Origin of the sequence: Salmonella sp. HY31, from assembly GCF_042604575.1 — a bacterium.
Lineage (GTDB): Bacteria > Pseudomonadota > Gammaproteobacteria > Enterobacterales > Enterobacteriaceae > Salmonella > Salmonella diarizonae.
On the sequence record NZ_CP170479.1, the window covers coordinates 1,172,746 to 1,190,077 of the forward strand.

10 protein-coding genes and 1 pseudogene are annotated in these 17,332 nt (G+C 52.9%); 5 read left to right on the top strand and 6 right to left on the bottom strand.

What is annotated here, in order from left to right; genetic code table 11:
* Positions 1–46: 46 nt before the first annotated feature.
* Positions 47–1,591 (bottom strand): membrane-bound lytic murein transglycosylase MltF, encoded by a 1,545-nt coding sequence (gene mltF / locus ACE15A_RS05455; protein WP_023246007.1) that lies wholly within the window; start codon positions 1,589–1,591, stop codon positions 47–49.
* Entirely contained in the window at positions 1,592–1,822 is a 231-nt protein-coding gene (locus ACE15A_RS05460) for a hypothetical protein (protein ID WP_053510787.1), read from the bottom strand.
* A gap of 24 nt (positions 1,823–1,846) precedes the next feature.
* Between ACE15A_RS05460 and purL the strand changes: the two genes are divergently transcribed.
* From purL to glnB, 5 genes are all read left to right on the top strand, one after another.
* The gene (gene purL / locus ACE15A_RS05465; protein WP_053510785.1) at positions 1,847–5,734 is read left to right on the top strand and encodes a phosphoribosylformylglycinamidine synthase; all 3,888 of its coding nucleotides are present in this window, start codon (positions 1,847–1,849) and stop codon (positions 5,732–5,734) included.
* Positions 5,735–6,238: 504 nt separating this feature from the next.
* Complete coding sequence (gene qseE, locus ACE15A_RS05470; RefSeq protein ID WP_129382376.1) at positions 6,239–7,669, top strand: two component system sensor histidine kinase QseE/GlrK; 1,431 nt, start codon at positions 6,239–6,241, stop codon at positions 7,667–7,669.
* A gap of 1 nt (position 7,670) precedes the next feature.
* Entirely contained in the window at positions 7,671–8,435 is a 765-nt protein-coding gene (gene qseG / locus ACE15A_RS05475; protein WP_077944458.1) for a two-component system QseEF-associated lipoprotein QseG, read from the top strand.
* Complete coding sequence (glrR, locus tag ACE15A_RS05480; RefSeq protein WP_024134831.1) at positions 8,435–9,769, top strand: two-component system response regulator GlrR; 1,335 nt, start codon at positions 8,435–8,437, stop codon at positions 9,767–9,769. Before qseG ends, glrR begins: the two co-directional genes overlap by 1 nt.
* Positions 9,770–9,845: 76 nt before the next feature.
* Positions 9,846–10,184, top strand: a complete 339-nt coding sequence (gene glnB / locus ACE15A_RS05485) for a nitrogen regulatory protein P-II (RefSeq protein WP_000717694.1) — start codon at positions 9,846–9,848, stop codon at positions 10,182–10,184.
* Between the two features lie 48 nt (positions 10,185–10,232).
* On the opposite strand, the gene dtpD is transcribed toward glnB, so the two are convergent.
* From dtpD to cadC, 4 genes and pseudogenes are all read right to left on the bottom strand, one after another.
* Complete coding sequence (gene dtpD / locus ACE15A_RS05490) at positions 10,233–11,693, bottom strand: dipeptide permease DtpD (protein ID WP_053510780.1); 1,461 nt, start codon at positions 11,691–11,693, stop codon at positions 10,233–10,235.
* Between the two features lie 54 nt (positions 11,694–11,747).
* A pseudogene (cadA, locus tag ACE15A_RS05495) lies at positions 11,748–13,892 on the bottom strand (lysine decarboxylase CadA).
* An 82-nt stretch (positions 13,893–13,974) separates the two neighbouring features.
* The gene (cadB, locus tag ACE15A_RS05500) at positions 13,975–15,306 is read right to left on the bottom strand and encodes a cadaverine/lysine antiporter (protein ID WP_000100010.1); all 1,332 of its coding nucleotides are present in this window, start codon (positions 15,304–15,306) and stop codon (positions 13,975–13,977) included.
* 360 nt (positions 15,307–15,666) lie between these two features.
* A complete protein-coding gene (gene cadC / locus ACE15A_RS05505) occupies positions 15,667–17,211 on the bottom strand; it encodes a lysine decarboxylation/transport transcriptional activator CadC (protein WP_053510779.1) in 1,545 nt (514 codons plus the stop codon).
* Positions 17,212–17,332 lie beyond the last annotated feature (121 nt).

A 17,332-nucleotide genomic window follows, 5' to 3' on the forward strand; every position in this document is an offset into this window, starting at 1 on the left:
ATGCCGGATAAGACGTTGCGCGTCGCCATCCAATAAGACCACCGCGCTATTTTTCTTCTTTCTTCTGCGGTGTAAACAGTAAAGACGGCGAATGCGTCAGGTAGCCTGATGACTGCGATAAAAACGAAAGGAAGGGGAAGGGCGCTTTATTCAGCTCCTCCGGGGATACCGCCGGATAATCCTGCGCCAGTTTCATGGCTTCCGCTTCCTGCTTTTCTTTTTCCTGCAAATACCCCACCAAACTTATCTGGTATTTACGGATATTTTCCACATAAGCATAAGCCTCATGTCCGCGCGCGTAACCGTAGGTTAACTTACTGTAATACGGTTTTTGGCTTAATAGCGGCAAACGTTGCTTCACATCGGTCCAGCTATCCGGATTGCCTTTGGTTTTTACCGTTAGCGATCTGGCGTCGAGCATGTGCGCATAACCCATATTGTAGGCGGCTAAAGCAAACCAGATACGCTCGTCTTCCGGAACGGTTTCGGGAACTTTAGCCATCATATCTTCAAGATAGCGAGCGCCGCCGCTTATGCTTTGCTCCGCATCGGTACGATCGGTCAACCCCAGACTTTGGGCAGTATTTTTAGTCAGCATCATCAGGCCGCGCACGCCGGTTGGCGAGGTCGCCAGCGGGTCCCAGTGCGATTCCTGATAAGAAATCGCCGCCAACAGACGCCAGTCTATCTCTTTGGCATATTTTTTAAATAACGGTTCCAGCTCCGGCAGGACGTTATCCACCGCTCGCAGGAAAGAGCGGGTGTCAACGTAGTCGAAATCATCGCCATGCCCCAGATATTTCTCTTCAATCCGCGCCAGAGAACCATCTTCATTGATCGAATTGAAAAAATCGAGCAGCGCAGCGGAGAGCGTATTATCGTCGTCCAGTCGGCTAAACCAGGTCACGGGCTGTTCATCCGTGACGTCCAGCGCTACGGCCAGTTCGGGATGGACGCGCTGAAACAGACTGATCGCCACTGAATCGGCGATAGTGTAATCCAGTTTGCCGCTGATGACCTCTTCCAGCAGCGTCGTCGAGCCTTTTTTATCATCCACCTTCCAGCTCAGGTCGGGAAACTTTGTCTCTTTTAAACGCTGTAAATCATTGACCACGACGTGCCCCGGCGCAATGGTAAGCTGATTCTCGTTAACGGTCGCCAGCGAACGTGGGCGATATTGTCCGACCCGGTAGACAAGCTGTTGCGAAACCGAGTAATACATGGGACCGGGCTGATAGTTTTTAACGCGCGCGCTGTCGTAGACCAGCCCTGCCGCGAGCAGGTCGGCATTGCCGTTATCCAGATCGTCAAACAACTGGCTGATATTCTGGCGTACCGTCACTTTCAGCTTTACGCCGAGATAGTTGGCGAACTGCTGTGCCAGTTCATAGTCCAGGCCATATTTTTTACCGTTGATAACGGAATAGGTTAATGGCGAGTCGATCGTGCTGACGCGCAATACCCCCCGGGCTTGAATCGCGGCGACATGGTTTTCGGTTTTACCGAACCAGGGGATAGAGGGCCAAAGGGCTGCTGCCAGCAGCAGCGTCAATATGCCGATGAACAGATAATTAATCTTTAATTTTTTCAATTAGTTAATTCTCTGAATCGTGCGTTGCCTCGGGCTGAAGAAGATGTTTTGCTGCAATAGATAAGTCATCAATGAGCGGCATTTTGCGTAACAATGCGCCAGTTGGCAACTTATTCGCAACGATAGCCGCACCGTATGACAAGAAAATGCGGTGATTTTATTTCTACGCAAACGGTTTCGTCGGCGCGTCAGATTCTTTATAATGACGTCCGTTTCCCCCCTTGCGCACACCGAAGCTTAGAAGACGAGAGACTTATGATGGAAATTCTGCGTGGTTCGCCTGCACTGTCTGCATTCCGTATCAATAAACTGCTGGCGCGCTTTCAGGCTGCCAACCTCCAGGTCCACAATATATACGCTGAGTATGTCCATTTTGCTGACCTGAACGCCCCGTTAAATGATAGCGAGCAGGCGCAGCTTACCCGTCTGCTGCAATACGGCCCGGCGCTTAGCAGTCATACGCCGGTGGGTAAACTCCTGTTGGTCACGCCGCGTCCTGGCACTATCTCCCCCTGGTCTTCGAAAGCAACGGATATCGCTCACAACTGCGGCTTGCAACAGGTTGATCGTCTGGAGCGCGGCGTAGCGTACTATATCGAGGCTTCGACGTTGACGGCGGAACAGTGGCGACAAGTTGCCGCAGAGCTGCACGACCGCATGATGGAGACGGTGTTTTCTTCTTTAACCGATGCGGAAAAATTGTTTATCCACCATCAGCCTGCGCCGGTTTCCAGTGTCGATCTGCTGGGAGAAGGCCGCCAGGCGCTGATTGACGCCAACCTGCGTCTCGGTCTGGCGCTGGCGGAGGATGAAATTGATTATTTGCAGGAGGCGTTTACCAAACTGGGGCGCAACCCGAACGATATCGAACTGTACATGTTCGCCCAGGCAAACTCCGAGCACTGCCGCCATAAGATTTTTAATGCCGACTGGATTATCGACGGTAAACCGCAGCCGAAATCGCTGTTTAAAATGATTAAAAACACCTTCGAAACCACGCCGGACTATGTGCTATCCGCCTATAAAGACAATGCCGCGGTGATGGAAGGATCTGCGGTGGGGCGCTACTTTGCCGACCACAATACCGGCCGTTACGATTTTCATCAGGAGCCCGCGCACATTCTGATGAAGGTCGAAACGCATAATCACCCAACCGCCATCTCTCCGTGGCCAGGGGCGGCGACCGGTTCCGGTGGCGAAATTCGTGATGAAGGCGCCACCGGGCGCGGTGCGAAACCAAAAGCCGGTCTGGTGGGTTTTTCAGTCTCTAACCTGCGTATCCCGGGTTTTGAACAGCCGTGGGAAGAGGATTTTGGCAAGCCGGAACGTATTGTCACCGCGCTGGATATCATGACCGAAGGCCCGCTGGGCGGCGCGGCGTTTAACAACGAATTTGGTCGCCCGGCGTTGACCGGCTACTTCCGCACTTATGAAGAGAAAGTGAAAAGCCACAACGGTGAAGAACTGCGTGGTTATCACAAGCCTGTCATGCTGGCGGGTGGGATCGGTAATATCCGCGCCGATCACGTGCAGAAAGGCGAGATCGTCGTAGGCGCGAAGCTGATTGTCCTCGGCGGTCCGGCGATGAATATCGGTCTCGGCGGCGGCGCGGCATCATCAATGGCTTCCGGCCAGTCTGATGCGGATCTTGATTTTGCCTCTGTTCAGCGTGATAACCCGGAAATGGAACGCCGCTGCCAGGAGGTGATCGACCGCTGCTGGCAGTTGGGCGACGCCAACCCGATTCTGTTTATCCATGATGTGGGGGCGGGCGGTCTCTCCAATGCGATGCCGGAGCTGGTTAGCGACGGCGGGCGCGGCGGGAAGTTCGAACTGCGCGACATTCTTAGCGACGAGCCGGGCATGAGCCCGCTGGAAATCTGGTGTAACGAATCCCAGGAGCGCTACGTACTGGCGGTGGCGGCTGACCAGTTGCCGCTGTTCGATGAACTGTGTAAGCGCGAACGCGCGCCGTATGCGGTCATTGGCGACGCTACCGAAGAACAGCATCTCTCGTTGCATGATAACCATTTCGACAATCAGCCGATCGACCTGCCGCTGGATGTCCTGCTGGGTAAAACGCCGAAAATGACCCGCAATGTGCAAACATTGAAGGCGAAAGGCGACGCGCTGAACCGCGCGGATATCACGATTGCCGACGCGGTAAATCGTGTTCTGCATCTGCCGACCGTGGCGGAAAAAACCTTCCTTGTCACTATTGGCGACCGTACCGTCACCGGTATGGTGGCGCGTGATCAGATGGTCGGCCCGTGGCAGGTCCCGGTGGCTAACTGCGCGGTCACTACCGCCAGCCTCGACAGCTACTACGGCGAAGCGATGTCGATTGGCGAGCGTGCGCCGGTGGCGCTGCTGGACTTTGCCGCCTCCGCCCGCCTGGCCGTCGGCGAAGCGTTGACCAACATCGCCGCGACGCAGATTGGCGATATCAAGCGCATCAAACTTTCCGCTAACTGGATGGCGGCAGCCGGTCATCCTGGCGAAGATGCCGGTTTGTATGACGCGGTTAAAGCGGTGGGAGAGGAACTCTGCCCGCAGCTTGGCCTGACCATTCCGGTGGGTAAAGATTCGATGTCGATGAAAACTCGCTGGCAGGAAGGCAACGAACAGCGCGAAATGACCTCGCCGCTGTCGCTGGTGATTTCCGCCTTTGCCCGCGTGGAAGACGTGCGTCATACCCTTACGCCGCAGCTTTCAACGGAAGATAACGCCTTGCTGCTGATCGATCTTGGCAAAGGCCACAACGCGCTGGGCGCAACGGCGCTGGCGCAGGTCTATCGTCAGCTTGGCGACAAACCCGCGGACGTGCGTGACGTCGCGCAACTGAAAGGCTTCTATGACGCCATGCAGGCGCTGGTCGCTGCGCGTAAACTGCTGGCCTGGCACGACCGTTCCGACGGCGGTCTGCTGGTGACGCTGGCCGAGATGGCATTTGCCGGCCACTGCGGCGTGCAGGTCAATATCGCCGCGCTGGGCGATGACCATCTGGCCGCACTGTTCAACGAGGAGCTGGGCGGCGTGATTCAGGTACGCGCTGAAGACAGAGACGCGGTCGAAGCGCTGTTGGCGCAGTACGGCCTTGCTGACTGCGTCCACTACCTTGGTCAGGCCCTGGCAGGCGATCGCTTTGTGATTACCGCTAATGACCAGACGGTATTCAGCGAAAGCCGCACTACGCTGCGTGTCTGGTGGGCGGAAACCACATGGCAGATGCAGCGTCTGCGCGACAATCCGCAATGTGCCGACCAGGAACATGAGGCGAAAGCGAATGATGCCGATCCGGGCCTCAACGTGAAGCTGTCGTTTGACATTAATGAAGATATCGCCGCGCCGTACATTGCGACAGGCGCACGACCGAAAGTCGCTGTACTGCGCGAACAGGGGGTGAACTCTCACGTGGAGATGGCGGCGGCGTTCCATCGCGCGGGCTTTGACGCTATTGACGTCCATATGAGCGACCTGCTGGGCGGTCGCATCGGTCTGGGTAACTTCCACGCGCTGGTGGCTTGCGGCGGCTTTTCCTACGGCGACGTGCTGGGGGCGGGTGAAGGCTGGGCGAAATCCATTCTGTTTAACCATCGCGTTCGTGACGAGTTTGAAACCTTCTTCCATCGTCCGCAAACGCTGGCGCTTGGGGTGTGCAATGGTTGCCAGATGATGTCGAATCTGCGCGAGCTGATCCCGGGCAGCGAACTGTGGCCGCGTTTTGTACGTAACCATTCTGACCGCTTTGAAGCCCGCTTCAGTCTGGTGGAAGTGACGCAAAGCCCATCGCTGCTGCTGCAAGGAATGGTAGGCTCACAGATGCCGATTGCGGTTTCTCATGGGGAAGGGCGCGTTGAGGTGCGTGACGATGCGCATCTTGCGGCGCTTGAGGGCAAAGGCCTGGTCGCCCTGCGCTACGTGGATAATTTCGGTCACGTGACCGAACGTTACCCTGCTAACCCGAACGGTTCGCCGAACGGTATCACGGCGGTGACGACCGAAAATGGTCGGGTGACGATTATGATGCCGCATCCGGAACGCGTATTCCGCACCGTCGCCAACTCCTGGCACCCGGAAAACTGGGGGGAGGATAGTCCGTGGATGCGTATCTTCCGTAATGCGCGTAAGCAGTTAGGGTAGTTCCAGGCGTCGCTGTCCGGTATTTTGGTGGTGTCGTGAAACCCCGACATCACCATACACGTAGTGTCGCTAAAGGGTGACACTTAACTCATTGTTTTTTGAATGATATTAAGATGATGGTTTTTAGTGTCGCTTCTTAGCGACATGTTGCTGAAATTTTGCCCGCCAGCATCAGGATACGGACAGGTTATAAAACACATTAAAATCATCAAATTAATGAATTGTTTTGCAACCTGGCACAGTTACTGCATAATAGTAATCAGTGGCTCATTCACCTTCTTATGTCAGCCCCTTAGGGACGCGCTACATAAACTTCGAATGACGCACAACAAGGTGCCTGCCGTCCAACTTCTGATAATAGCGTAGCTTTATCAACCTCCGGGCGAAACGTCGAGTTAGGCACCGCCTTATTCCGCAACAAAGCCGGGTTTAACCCGGCTTTGTTGTATCTGGCGCTCCCCTCGGTTAGCATCTTTTTTATTCTTCTTTTATGTGAGCGACACGTTGAAGCGCTGGTCTGTTTTCCCCCGATCTTTACGACAATTGGTCATGCTGGCCTTTTTGCTAATCTTGCTGCCGTTGCTGGTTCTGGCCTGGCAGGCGTGGCAAAGTCTTAACGCGTTAAGCGATCAGGCCGCGGTGACTAACCGCAGCACGCTTATTGACGCCCGGCGTAGTGAGGCGATGACCAACGTCGCGCTGGAGATGGAGCGAAGTTACCGACAGTATTGCGTGCTTGACGATTCGACGCTGGCGAAGGTGTATCAAAGCCAGCGTAAGCGCTATAGCGATATGCTGGACGCCCATGCCGGTGTCTTGCCGGATGATAAGCTGTATCAGGCGTTACGCCAGGATTTAAACGCGCTGGCACAATTACAGTGTAAAGATAGCGGCCCGGAAGCGGCGGCCGCCGCGCGTCTGGAGGCTTTTGCCAATGCCAATACGGAAATGGTGCAGGCGACGCGTACTGTCGTTTACTCGCGCGGGCAGCAGTTACAACAAGAAATCGCCGAGCGCGGACAATTTTTCGGCTGGCAGGCGCTGGTGCTATTTCTGGTGAGTCTGGCGATGGTGCTACTTTTTACCCGCATGATTATCGGGCCGGTGAAAGGAATTGAACGGATGATTAATCGCCTGGGCGAGGGCCGTTCTTTGGGGAATACTGTCACCTTTACCGGTCCGCGTGAATTACGATCGGTGGGGCAGCGCATTATCTGGCTGAGTGAGCGCCTGGCGTGGCTGGAATCCCAGCGGCATCAGTTTCTACGTCACCTGTCTCATGAGCTGAAAACCCCGCTGGCCAGTATGCGCGAGGGGACAGAGCTGCTGGCCGATCAGGTGGTTGGGCCGCTGACGCCGGAGCAAAAAGAGGTAGTCGATATTCTGGATGTCAGCAGTCGTAATTTACAAAAATTGATTGAGCAATTGCTTGATTACAACCGGAAACTGGTGGACAGTGCCACAGAGCTGGAAGCGGTTGATATCGCGCCGCTTGTGGATATGGTGGTTTCCGCCCACAGTTTACCTGCCCGCGCTAAAATGATGCATACCGATGTCGACCTGGAGGCCGAGCGCTGCATGGCAGAGCCAATGTTGCTGATGAGCGTGCTGGATAATCTCTATTCCAACGCGGTGCACTACGGCGCTGAATCCGGTAACATTTATATCCGTAGTCGCTCTCAGGGCTCCACGGTTTATATCGATGTGATTAATAGCGGTGAGCCGATTCCGCAAACGGAAAGAGAAATGATTTTTGAGCCTTTTTTCCAGGGAAGCCACCAGCGAAAAGGGGCAGTAAAAGGCAGTGGGTTAGGGCTGAGTATCGCCAGAGATTGTATTCGTCGAATGCAGGGAGAGATCCGACTGGTGGATGACAACGCGCAAGAAGTCTGTTTTCGCATCTCGCTGCCGCTCCCTACATCTGACAAACACTAATATGAATTTAAGCCTGGTGAGTATGTCACACGTTTTAGTCCAAACTATTAAACGATGCCTTTTGCGGTGGGGAATACCGGCGGGCATATCGTGTCTGGCGCTGACCGCATGTGTTCCCCACGCCGCACAGCAACTGCCCGATAGCGCAGCGCAGGACAAGCTCCCCCATTATCAACTGGCGGATTATCTCCCGACGGCGTGCGCGGATATCTGGTCGCTACGCGGGCAGACGGTGGAGACGAATCCGCTGTACTGGCTACGCGCGATTGACTGCGCCGATCGTTTGATGCCGGTTCAGTCGCGCGCAGAGGCGCGTGCGTTGACGGATGATAACTGGCAGAATGCCTTCAGGCGCGGGATCTTACTGGCGGATGCAAAAATTACGCCGCCGGAGCGTCGCGCCATGGTATCCCGTCTGGAGGCGTTAAGCGCGCAAATACCGGCTCAGGTACGGCCCGTTTACCAAATCTGGCATGACGGTCAGGCGCTGCAATTAGCCCTTTCTGCCGAACGTCAGCGCTATAGCAAACTCCAGCAAACGTCAGATAGTGAGCTGGATGCGCTGCGCCAGCAGCAACAGGCCTTGCAAACGCAGTTCGATCTTACCACCCGTAAGCTGGAGAGTTTAACCGATATTGAGCGCCAGCTTTCGACACGGAAACCGGCAGGGAATTACAACGCCGAGACGCCGCATACGAATGACAAACCCGCGACCTCTGAAGATGGCGCGGCGCCGTCGCCGTCACAAGATGAGGTAACGCCATGATAAGCCGTAAACCGGCGCACCTACTGCTGGTCGATGACGATCCCGGATTACTGAAATTACTCGGTATGCGCCTGACCAGCGAAGGATACAGCGTGGTTACCGCCGAGAGCGGCCAGGAAGGACTACGGGTACTGCATCGGGAAAAAGTAGATCTGGTAATAAGCGACCTGCGCATGGATGAAATGGACGGTATGCAACTGTTCACAGAAATTCAGAAAGTACAGCCGGGAATGCCGGTTATCATTCTGACGGCGCATGGTTCCATTCCGGATGCGGTGGCCGCTACCCAGAAGGGCGTATTCAGCTTTTTGACGAAGCCGATCGACAGAGACGCGTTATATAAAGCGATAGATGAAGCGCTGGAGCAGTCCGCTCCCGCGACGGACGATAGCTGGCGCAAATCTATCGTTACTCGTAGCCCGCTGATGCTGCGACTGCTTGAACAGGCGCGCATGGTTGCACAGTCGGATGTCAGCGTGCTGATTAACGGACAAAGCGGCACCGGGAAAGAGATTTTTGCACAGGCCATTCATAACGCCAGCCCGCGCAGTAACAAGCCCTTTGTCGCCATTAACTGCGGCGCGTTGCCGGAACAGTTGCTGGAGTCCGAATTATTCGGCCATGCGCGCGGCGCTTTTACCGGCGCGGTGAGCAATCGTGAAGGGTTGTTCCAGGCGGCGGAAGGCGGCACGCTGTTTCTGGATGAAATTGGCGATATGCCCGCGCCGTTACAGGTGAAGCTGCTGCGGGTGTTACAGGAGCGCAAAGTCAGGCCGCTGGGCAGCAATCGCGATATCGATATCGACGTGCGAATTATTTCTGCGACGCACCGCGATCTGCCGAAGGCGATGGCGCGGGGCGAATTTCGTGAAGATTTGTACTACCGGCTGAATGTAGTTAGCCTGAAAATTCCGGCGCTGGCCGAGCGTACCGAGGATATTCCGCTGCTGGCTAATCATCTGCTCAGACAATCGGCACAACGGCATAAACCATTTGTCCGCGCCTTTTCTACCGACGCGATGAAGCGGCTGATGACGGCAAGCTGGCCGGGCAACGTGCGCCAACTGGTCAACGTCATTGAACAATGCGTGGCGTTAACCTCTTCGCCGGTGATCAGCGATGCGTTGGTCGAGCAGGCGCTGGAAGGCGAAAACACCGCGCTGCCAACCTTTGCCGAAGCGCGAAACCAATTTGAACTGAACTATCTGCGCAAGTTACTGCAAATTACCAAAGGTAACGTGACGCACGCGGCAAGGATGGCGGGGCGCAACCGCACGGAATTCTACAAGCTACTCTCCCGTCATGAACTGGATGCGAATGATTTCAAAGAGTAGTTTTCATGCCGTAAAGTAGTGCGAAATATGTTACGTTTAACCGATCAAAACACAGGCGACCTTTTCAAGGAATAGCATGAAAAAGATTGATGCGATTATTAAACCCTTCAAACTGGACGATGTCCGTGAAGCGCTGGCCGAGGTAGGTATTACCGGGATGACGGTAACTGAAGTCAAAGGCTTTGGCCGTCAAAAAGGCCACACCGAGCTGTATCGCGGCGCGGAATATATGGTGGATTTTCTGCCGAAGGTAAAAATTGAAATCGTTGTGCCTGACGACATCGTGGATACCTGTGTTGACACCATCATTCGTACCGCGCAGACGGGGAAAATCGGCGATGGTAAGATTTTTGTCTTTGACGTCGCCCGCGTTATTCGTATCCGTACTGGTGAAGAAGACGACGCGGCTATCTGATGTGCCGATTCGCTGCCTATCTCCTCCCTGTGGGCAGCGAACCACCGTTTAATCGCCCTGCGGTAGCGCCGGCGTGGTTCGAGTGCAAAGCCATCTCAGGCCGACAATGGCGACGATCAGCGCCACGCAACTTAGCGTCCACTCGCCCATTTGCGAGAAAAAGTGTCCGTAGGCGGCTACAGCCGTATCACTAATTTGCGATTCCGTGGTTTGTTGCGCGACGACGCCAGCCAGCCAGTTAGCGACCGCGCCGGTCGCCAGCATATAGATACCGGTCAGTACGCCTGTGACGCCCGGCAGATTGAGACGGGTAATTTGCGCCATCGCTACCGGATCAATAAACAGCTCCGCAAAGCCCATCAGCGCCAGCCCTGCGATCATCATTCCCATTGATGCCTGCCCGTCTAACCGGGCCTGATGCGCGTTTAGCGCCAGTAGCATAAAACCGCTGCCCATTAATACCAGCCCCACGGCAAATTTAAGCCAGACGCGCAGTACCGAGCGGGCGCTCTCTTTCGGGCTGCTCAGCCACGCCAGCATCACGCCCGCCGCCATCACCGCAATCGCATTGACCGACTGGAACAACGCGGTGGGGACGGTCATGTGCAGCCAGTGGCGGTTGACAAAACGGTCGATGAATAAACTGATCGAACTTCCGCCCTGCTGCGCCAGAACCCAGAAGAGAGTGCCGATGATCATTAACAGTACGATTTGCCACAAGGCGCGACGGTGTTCGGGAAATTTAACCATAATACGGGCGATAAGTTGCGCCGCGAAGACGCAGACAATGGCCAGCACATAGCCAGACCAGTTATTTTCCAGCAGGAGGGTGAAGAATACCGGCGCGATACACAGCATTAATACCAGCCAGCCCCAGGTTGGAAGGGCGAATTTAACCGCCCGCAGCGCGGGGCGATTAACACCGCGCGTCTGCTGAAAGTGACGATGACCGCTTAAAAAGATGAGCAGGCCGATGAACATTCCCACGCCCGCCAGCGCAAAGCCGACATGCCAACCATACCACTGCGCCGCCAGACCACAGGCGATCGGCGCGGCTATCGAACCAATATTTCCGGCGGCGTAAAGCAGCGAGAATCCCCCGTCGCGGCGGTTGTCATCAGGTGCGTAAAGTTCGCCCAGCAGACAGCTAATATTGGATTTAAACAAGCCATAGCCGCAGATAATAATGGCCAGCGCCACATATAAACTCAGCGTTGAATCAGATTCTAAGCCTAATACCACATGACCCAGCGTCATCAATAAGGCGCCGGTGATAACCGCCACGCGGTTGCCAAGCAGGCGGTCGGCAAGCCAGCCGCCAAGAATAGGGGTAACGTAAACTAAAGAGGCGTAGGCGCTGAAGAGGTTGATCGCGTGGCTGTCATTAAAACCAAGCTGGTGGGTAAGATAAAGGATGAGTAAGGCACGCATGCCGTAAAAGCTGAAGTATTCCCAAATTTGAATCGCCACGATGTAAAAAATCGCGCGCGGTTGTGAGGGTGTTTTCATAAAGTCTCCTTGCTGCGTGAAAAAGGGAAGTGGCAAGCCACTTCCCTTTGGTACTTATTTCGTATTTTCTTTCAGCACCTTAACGGTGTAACGTCCGTTCGCCTGACGATAGGCGCCGTGGATATCGGTTTCGAAGCCCGGGTAGTGAGCGCCGATTTCGCACAGCATTTGCAGGAATTCCAGTACCGGACGGCTTTCCTCGGTGATCATTTCACCAGGCATCACCAGCGGCACTCCCGGAGGGTAAGGAAGGATCATGTTGGCGTTGACGCGTCCAACCATCTCTTCAAGATATACCTCTTCCGTTTCGCCATGCAGCTCTTTCTGGAACGCAGTATACGGCGTCATCACCATTGTCGGCAGCACTTCAAACGCGCGGTACATTAAGTCCGGCAGATTATGGTGTTCGACCAGTTTATGAATATTCTGCGCCAGTTCCTGGATTCGCATATTTTCATAAAACTCAGGTGCTTCGCGGTACAGTGCCGGCAGAATGTTTTTGACGCGCAGGTTCAGGTCAAAGGCGCGTTTAAATTCAGTGAGCGCGCGCAGCAGGCTCAGAGCTTTGGTTTTGTCGATACCAATGCTGAACAGGAACAGCAGGTTGTACGGGCCGGTTTTTTCTACGATGATGCCACGTTCATCGAGATATTTGGCGACCAGACTTGCCGGAATACCGAATTCATCCATCGTACCGTCTTTCTTCATCCCCGGAGTCAGGATAGTGACTTTGATCGGGTCGAGGTACATGTGTTCATTATCGATATTTTTGAAGCCATGCCATGCGCTATCTGAACGCAGCGGCCAGCACTCAGCCCCATCGATATGTTCCGGCTGCCATACGTCAAAGAACCAGCCGTCGGATTCGCTTTTCAGGCGCTTAATTTCTTTACGGAATTTAATCGCACGTTCAATAGAACCGTTAATCAGACGTTTACCCGCATTACCTTTCATCATCGCCGCTGCGGTTTCAGTTGACGCAACGATACCGTAGTGCGGAGAGGTGGTGGTATGCATCATGTAGGCTTCGTTAAAGGTTTCTTCGTTAATGTCGCCTTTAACATGAATCATGGATGCCTGTGAAAACGCCGCCAGCAGTTTATGCGTGGACTGGGTTTCATAAATGATTTTGCCTTCTACCCGGTCGCCGCTCATACCGCATTTACCCTCATAAATGGGGGAGAAATTGGTATAAGGCACCTAGGCGGAGTCAAAGTGAATGGACTTCACATCCAGAGTTTTCTTGATGTAGTCAGTGTTATACAACAGACCGTCATAGGTCGAATTAGTAATAACAGCATGAACCGGCCAGGTCGCGTTAGGCGTCTCTTTTACCCGTTTAGCGATAGTGGCGTGCTGGAACTCGCTTTGCGGAATACCGCCAAGAATACCGTAGGCGTTACGGGTTGGGCGGAAATAAATCGGCGTAATGTCGCTCATCATCATCAGATGAGTCAGCGATTTATGACAGTTACGGTCAATCAGTACCGTGCTGCCTGCTGGCGCGGAGTACATACCGACGATTTTGTTCGCCGTAGAGGTGCCGTTCGTCACCATGTAGCTACGTTCGGCGTTAAAGACGCGGGCGATATACTCTTCCGCTTCTTTATGCGGGCCGGAGTGGTCCAGCAGCGAACCCAGTTCGGAAACGGAAATCGAAATATCAGATTTCATCGTGTTCGGGCCGAAGAAATCATAAAAGATGCTGCCTACCGGGCTTTTCTGGAAAGCGGTCCCACCCATGTGGCCAGGCGTACAGAAGGTATATTTTCCTTCACGCACATATTTGAACAGCGCTTTTGTCAGCGGCGGTAGAATATTGTCGATGTATTCATCGGTATTCTGGCGAATTTTCGCCGCGATATCGGCTGCGGCGCCTAAAGCATATTCAAAGAAGCGAACCTGCATTCTCAGATCGTTGAGGCTGACGTCCAGCGTAGAGTAGCTGTTGGCGAAGGCGTACAGCGGCATATACTCGTTCAGCTTGCTAATCTCTTCGCAAAGCTCAAGGTTATATTTATCCCAGTCGAAAATGACGCCGCAAAGGCGGGCATTATTTTCAATCAGCTTCAGCAGGTCTTCTCGGTCGTTTGGATAGACGATACGGAAATTTAAACCTTCCAGTGCACGATGCAGTTCACGAATAGGCTCTTCTTTAAAGTAGACGCCCATGTGGTTCATGATAGCAATAACGTTCATAGTCTTGTTCCTGGTAAAGTGGGCCCCTCCCGCTACGCTATAGCAGGTGACGAAAGGGGCTTTGAGAAAAAGGAGTTAGCGGTTAAAGCGCTTCAGCCGTATTGTTTTCGCTGTCGTTGTTCTGGCGCTGGTGCATTTTGCGGCCGTAGAACATCAGGATGATCAGACTGACGATAAAGGTGCCGGAGAGTTCGAAGGAGCTGGCGCCCATCAGTGCGATGAAGCAAAACGCGCAGCCCAGTACAGAACAAATCAGACTTACCGAGTTACGGATGTTGAACCCTTCGAAGCGAATCAGGTCAACACAGGAGTAGAAGTACGGCAGCATGGTAAGCAGTACGGCAATCCCGGTCAGTTCGCCGAACAGGTCGGACGCTTTACCGCCGCTGGAGTTCATGATGGTGATCAGAATCATCAGCGCCGTCATTTTCACCGCAGCCAACAGCAGACCTTTTTTCGGAATACCGTTTTTATCCATTTCACCGTAAATTTTCGGGAAGTTGCCGTCGTTGGCGGCGCGAACCCCAGCCTGGCCGACCAGCATCATCCAGGAGCCCAGAGACGTCAGGCAGGCGAAAGCGGTAAAGGCGGAAACCAGCGGCGCAGCCCAGCCACCCAGAATCGTGGAGGTACTGATAGCGAACGGCGCGCCGGAAGAGGCCATAACGGAAGCTGGGAACATCCCGGCGATAACCTGAGTCGCGGCGATATAGATGATGCCTGCCAGCGCGGTACCCAGCATGGTTGCCAGCGGTACGGTGCGTTTCGGGTTTTTCACCATGCCGGTGCTGACGGCGGCAGACTCAACGCCAACGAACGCCCACAGGCAGAGCAGAATACTTTTAACAATGGCGTGAGAATCGGTCGTCGTGGACGTGTTCCAGTTCGCGTGATAGGTCGCGATATCGAACCAATGCCAGCCGGCGACTGCGGTCAAGACTACCGGGATCAGCACCAGGAATAGGCCAATCGTTGTCAAGCGGCTGACCCAGGCCCCACCCAGCATATTAATAAAGGTGAACAGCCAGACGATAGCAATACAGGCAATACCTGCCGGTATTGGATTATTTAATGCCGGGAAGAACGTAGAAAGATAAGAAACAGCGGTAATGCCGATGGCTAAGTTACCAATCCAGTTTGCGTGATAATAAAGAACGCCGGTCTGGAAACCAAACGCCGGAGATATTTCCCCAGCATAAGCGATAGGGCCACCCTGTTGAGGGTTTTTGGTTGCCAGCCTCGCATAAACATAAGCCAGTGACATTGCCCCAATAATAGAAATTACCCAGCCCCAGATGGCAATGCCACCAATACTGGCAAGGTTGGCGGGTAATAATGCAATCCCGCTCCCCATCATATTACCGGCAACGACGCCAGTACAGGCAAATAGCCCGATCTTTTTGACAGAACTCATGTTCATTTCTCCTGAGCTGTATTTTTAAGAACCGGGCTTATGCTTCATATATGCTGCGTGCCCGTTCAACTGTCGACAAGATTAACGAATGGGTTGAGATAAGTCCTAAAGAAAAAGTGAAATAAACACAAACATGAAAAAACTGATAGATTGATTTTTTTGAATTAACATATAAATATCATGAAAAATATCATGAAAGGATAAACATCGTTTAATTACAAAGAGTTATATTTACATATCTTTGCGATGAATATGTTGCCAAAATTAACATAAGCTATTTTTGGCAACATGTTTTTCACAAAATAAAAGCGAAAAATTTAATATCTTTTCGCTTTTATTTGTCATGGTTCAGCGTTAAATTTAATCTTCTGCCAGAAAACTATTCAGATAAGGGACAATTTTCTGAACGGATGTCTGAAATACGCCGTTCTCGATCCAGTACAGAGTGTTTTCACCTAGACGTAAATTAAAGGCGGTCAGATAGGCATCAGCGGCCAGACGATTCTCACCTTTCATTTCGTAAACTTTCCCCAACAGGACATAGTTAAACCACGACATTTCAAGCTCGATGCTTTTATTGATTTCCTCATACGCTGCATCGATATCACCTTTGCCTAACAGATCGACGGTCTTGATTTTATAATAAACAGACGTTTTCTCAACGCCCGGAATTTGATCTATTTTTTTAAACTCTTCGTTCAGTGCGGCCACTTGTTCTTTATCAAACGGCTGCTGTGATTGCCGTAATACATCTACCAGCACTTTATATTCATAGGCATAGTTGAAATCAGGAGTTTCCTTAATAATGCCATTCAGAATATCGCTGGCTTTACCTAGCGCCTGCGCATCGCCGCTCAGAATAAGCTGGCGCGCCTCATAAAAACGCATCAGCGCGGTATTTTGCGGCGTTCTGAACAGGGCCAGTTGTTCTCGCATACGATTAGGCCAGGGCTGTGTTAAAACGAAAGACAGGCTATTAAACAGATCATCCTGGATGGACAACTGGTTAGTATTGGTGACGAAATAACGCTTATCCAGCATGGTTGAACCATCGGCGTTATCAATGAGCACTACAGACATAAAGCACTGCTGCGCCCGATAGTGGCGCTGATTGACAAACTGAATGGTTAACGTCTTACCGGAGCTGCTTGGCTCATTGACCCGGTAATTGGTTTTATCGTGCACCATAAAAGTCGAGTAGGTGTTCAGCAGGTCGGTGATTAAGCCGCCCAGACCGATGGCGTAGGACTCCTGCGAGACCCAGTTATTACAGGAATTGCCGCCTTCAAAACGAACATCTATATCTCGTGGGTTAAGTAATAACCGCGTTTTTGTTACCGCGGCATTATGATCTACCACCGACATGACAATAAACACGATCAGCGTCGCCAGCGAGAGCAGGAACATCACCCACGTCCAGAAGGCAGCGATACGCGGCTTTTTCGCCCTTTTAGCCGGCGCTTGCAAAGTGGCGGGCGGCGCTGGCGTAACGGCCGGAACCCCATCCGTCGGTTCTGCATATGTCGCTGCGATCGGGGGCGGCGGCGACGTTGATGAATTATCGATTTCATCGCTATTTTCTTCGCACCAGATAACTGGTGCCGTCAGCTTATAGCCGCGTTTAGGTACGGTAACGATGTATTCTGCATTGCAGTCTCCGCCGTCTCTTAGTGATTTGCGTAGTTCAGAAATGCTTTGGGTGACAACATGGTTGGTCACGATAGTGCGCATCCAGACATGATCAATAATGTTATCCCGGCTTAACACTTCATCCGGGTGGTGCGCAAAATACATCAGAAGATCGATCAGACGTGGTTCAAGGGTAATCTGGCGTCCCTGACGACTGATCTGATTAACAGAAGGTGTAACCAGCCACTCTCCAATGCGTACAACAGGTTGCTGCATAAAAAGATGCCCTAACGAGCTAAGTCAAACGTTAATAATAACACGATTTGCACAGACTTTTTTTATTCCCCTTTTTTGTAAAAGAAAGGCGTAAAAAGTAGCGCAATAAGTAGGGGGATGA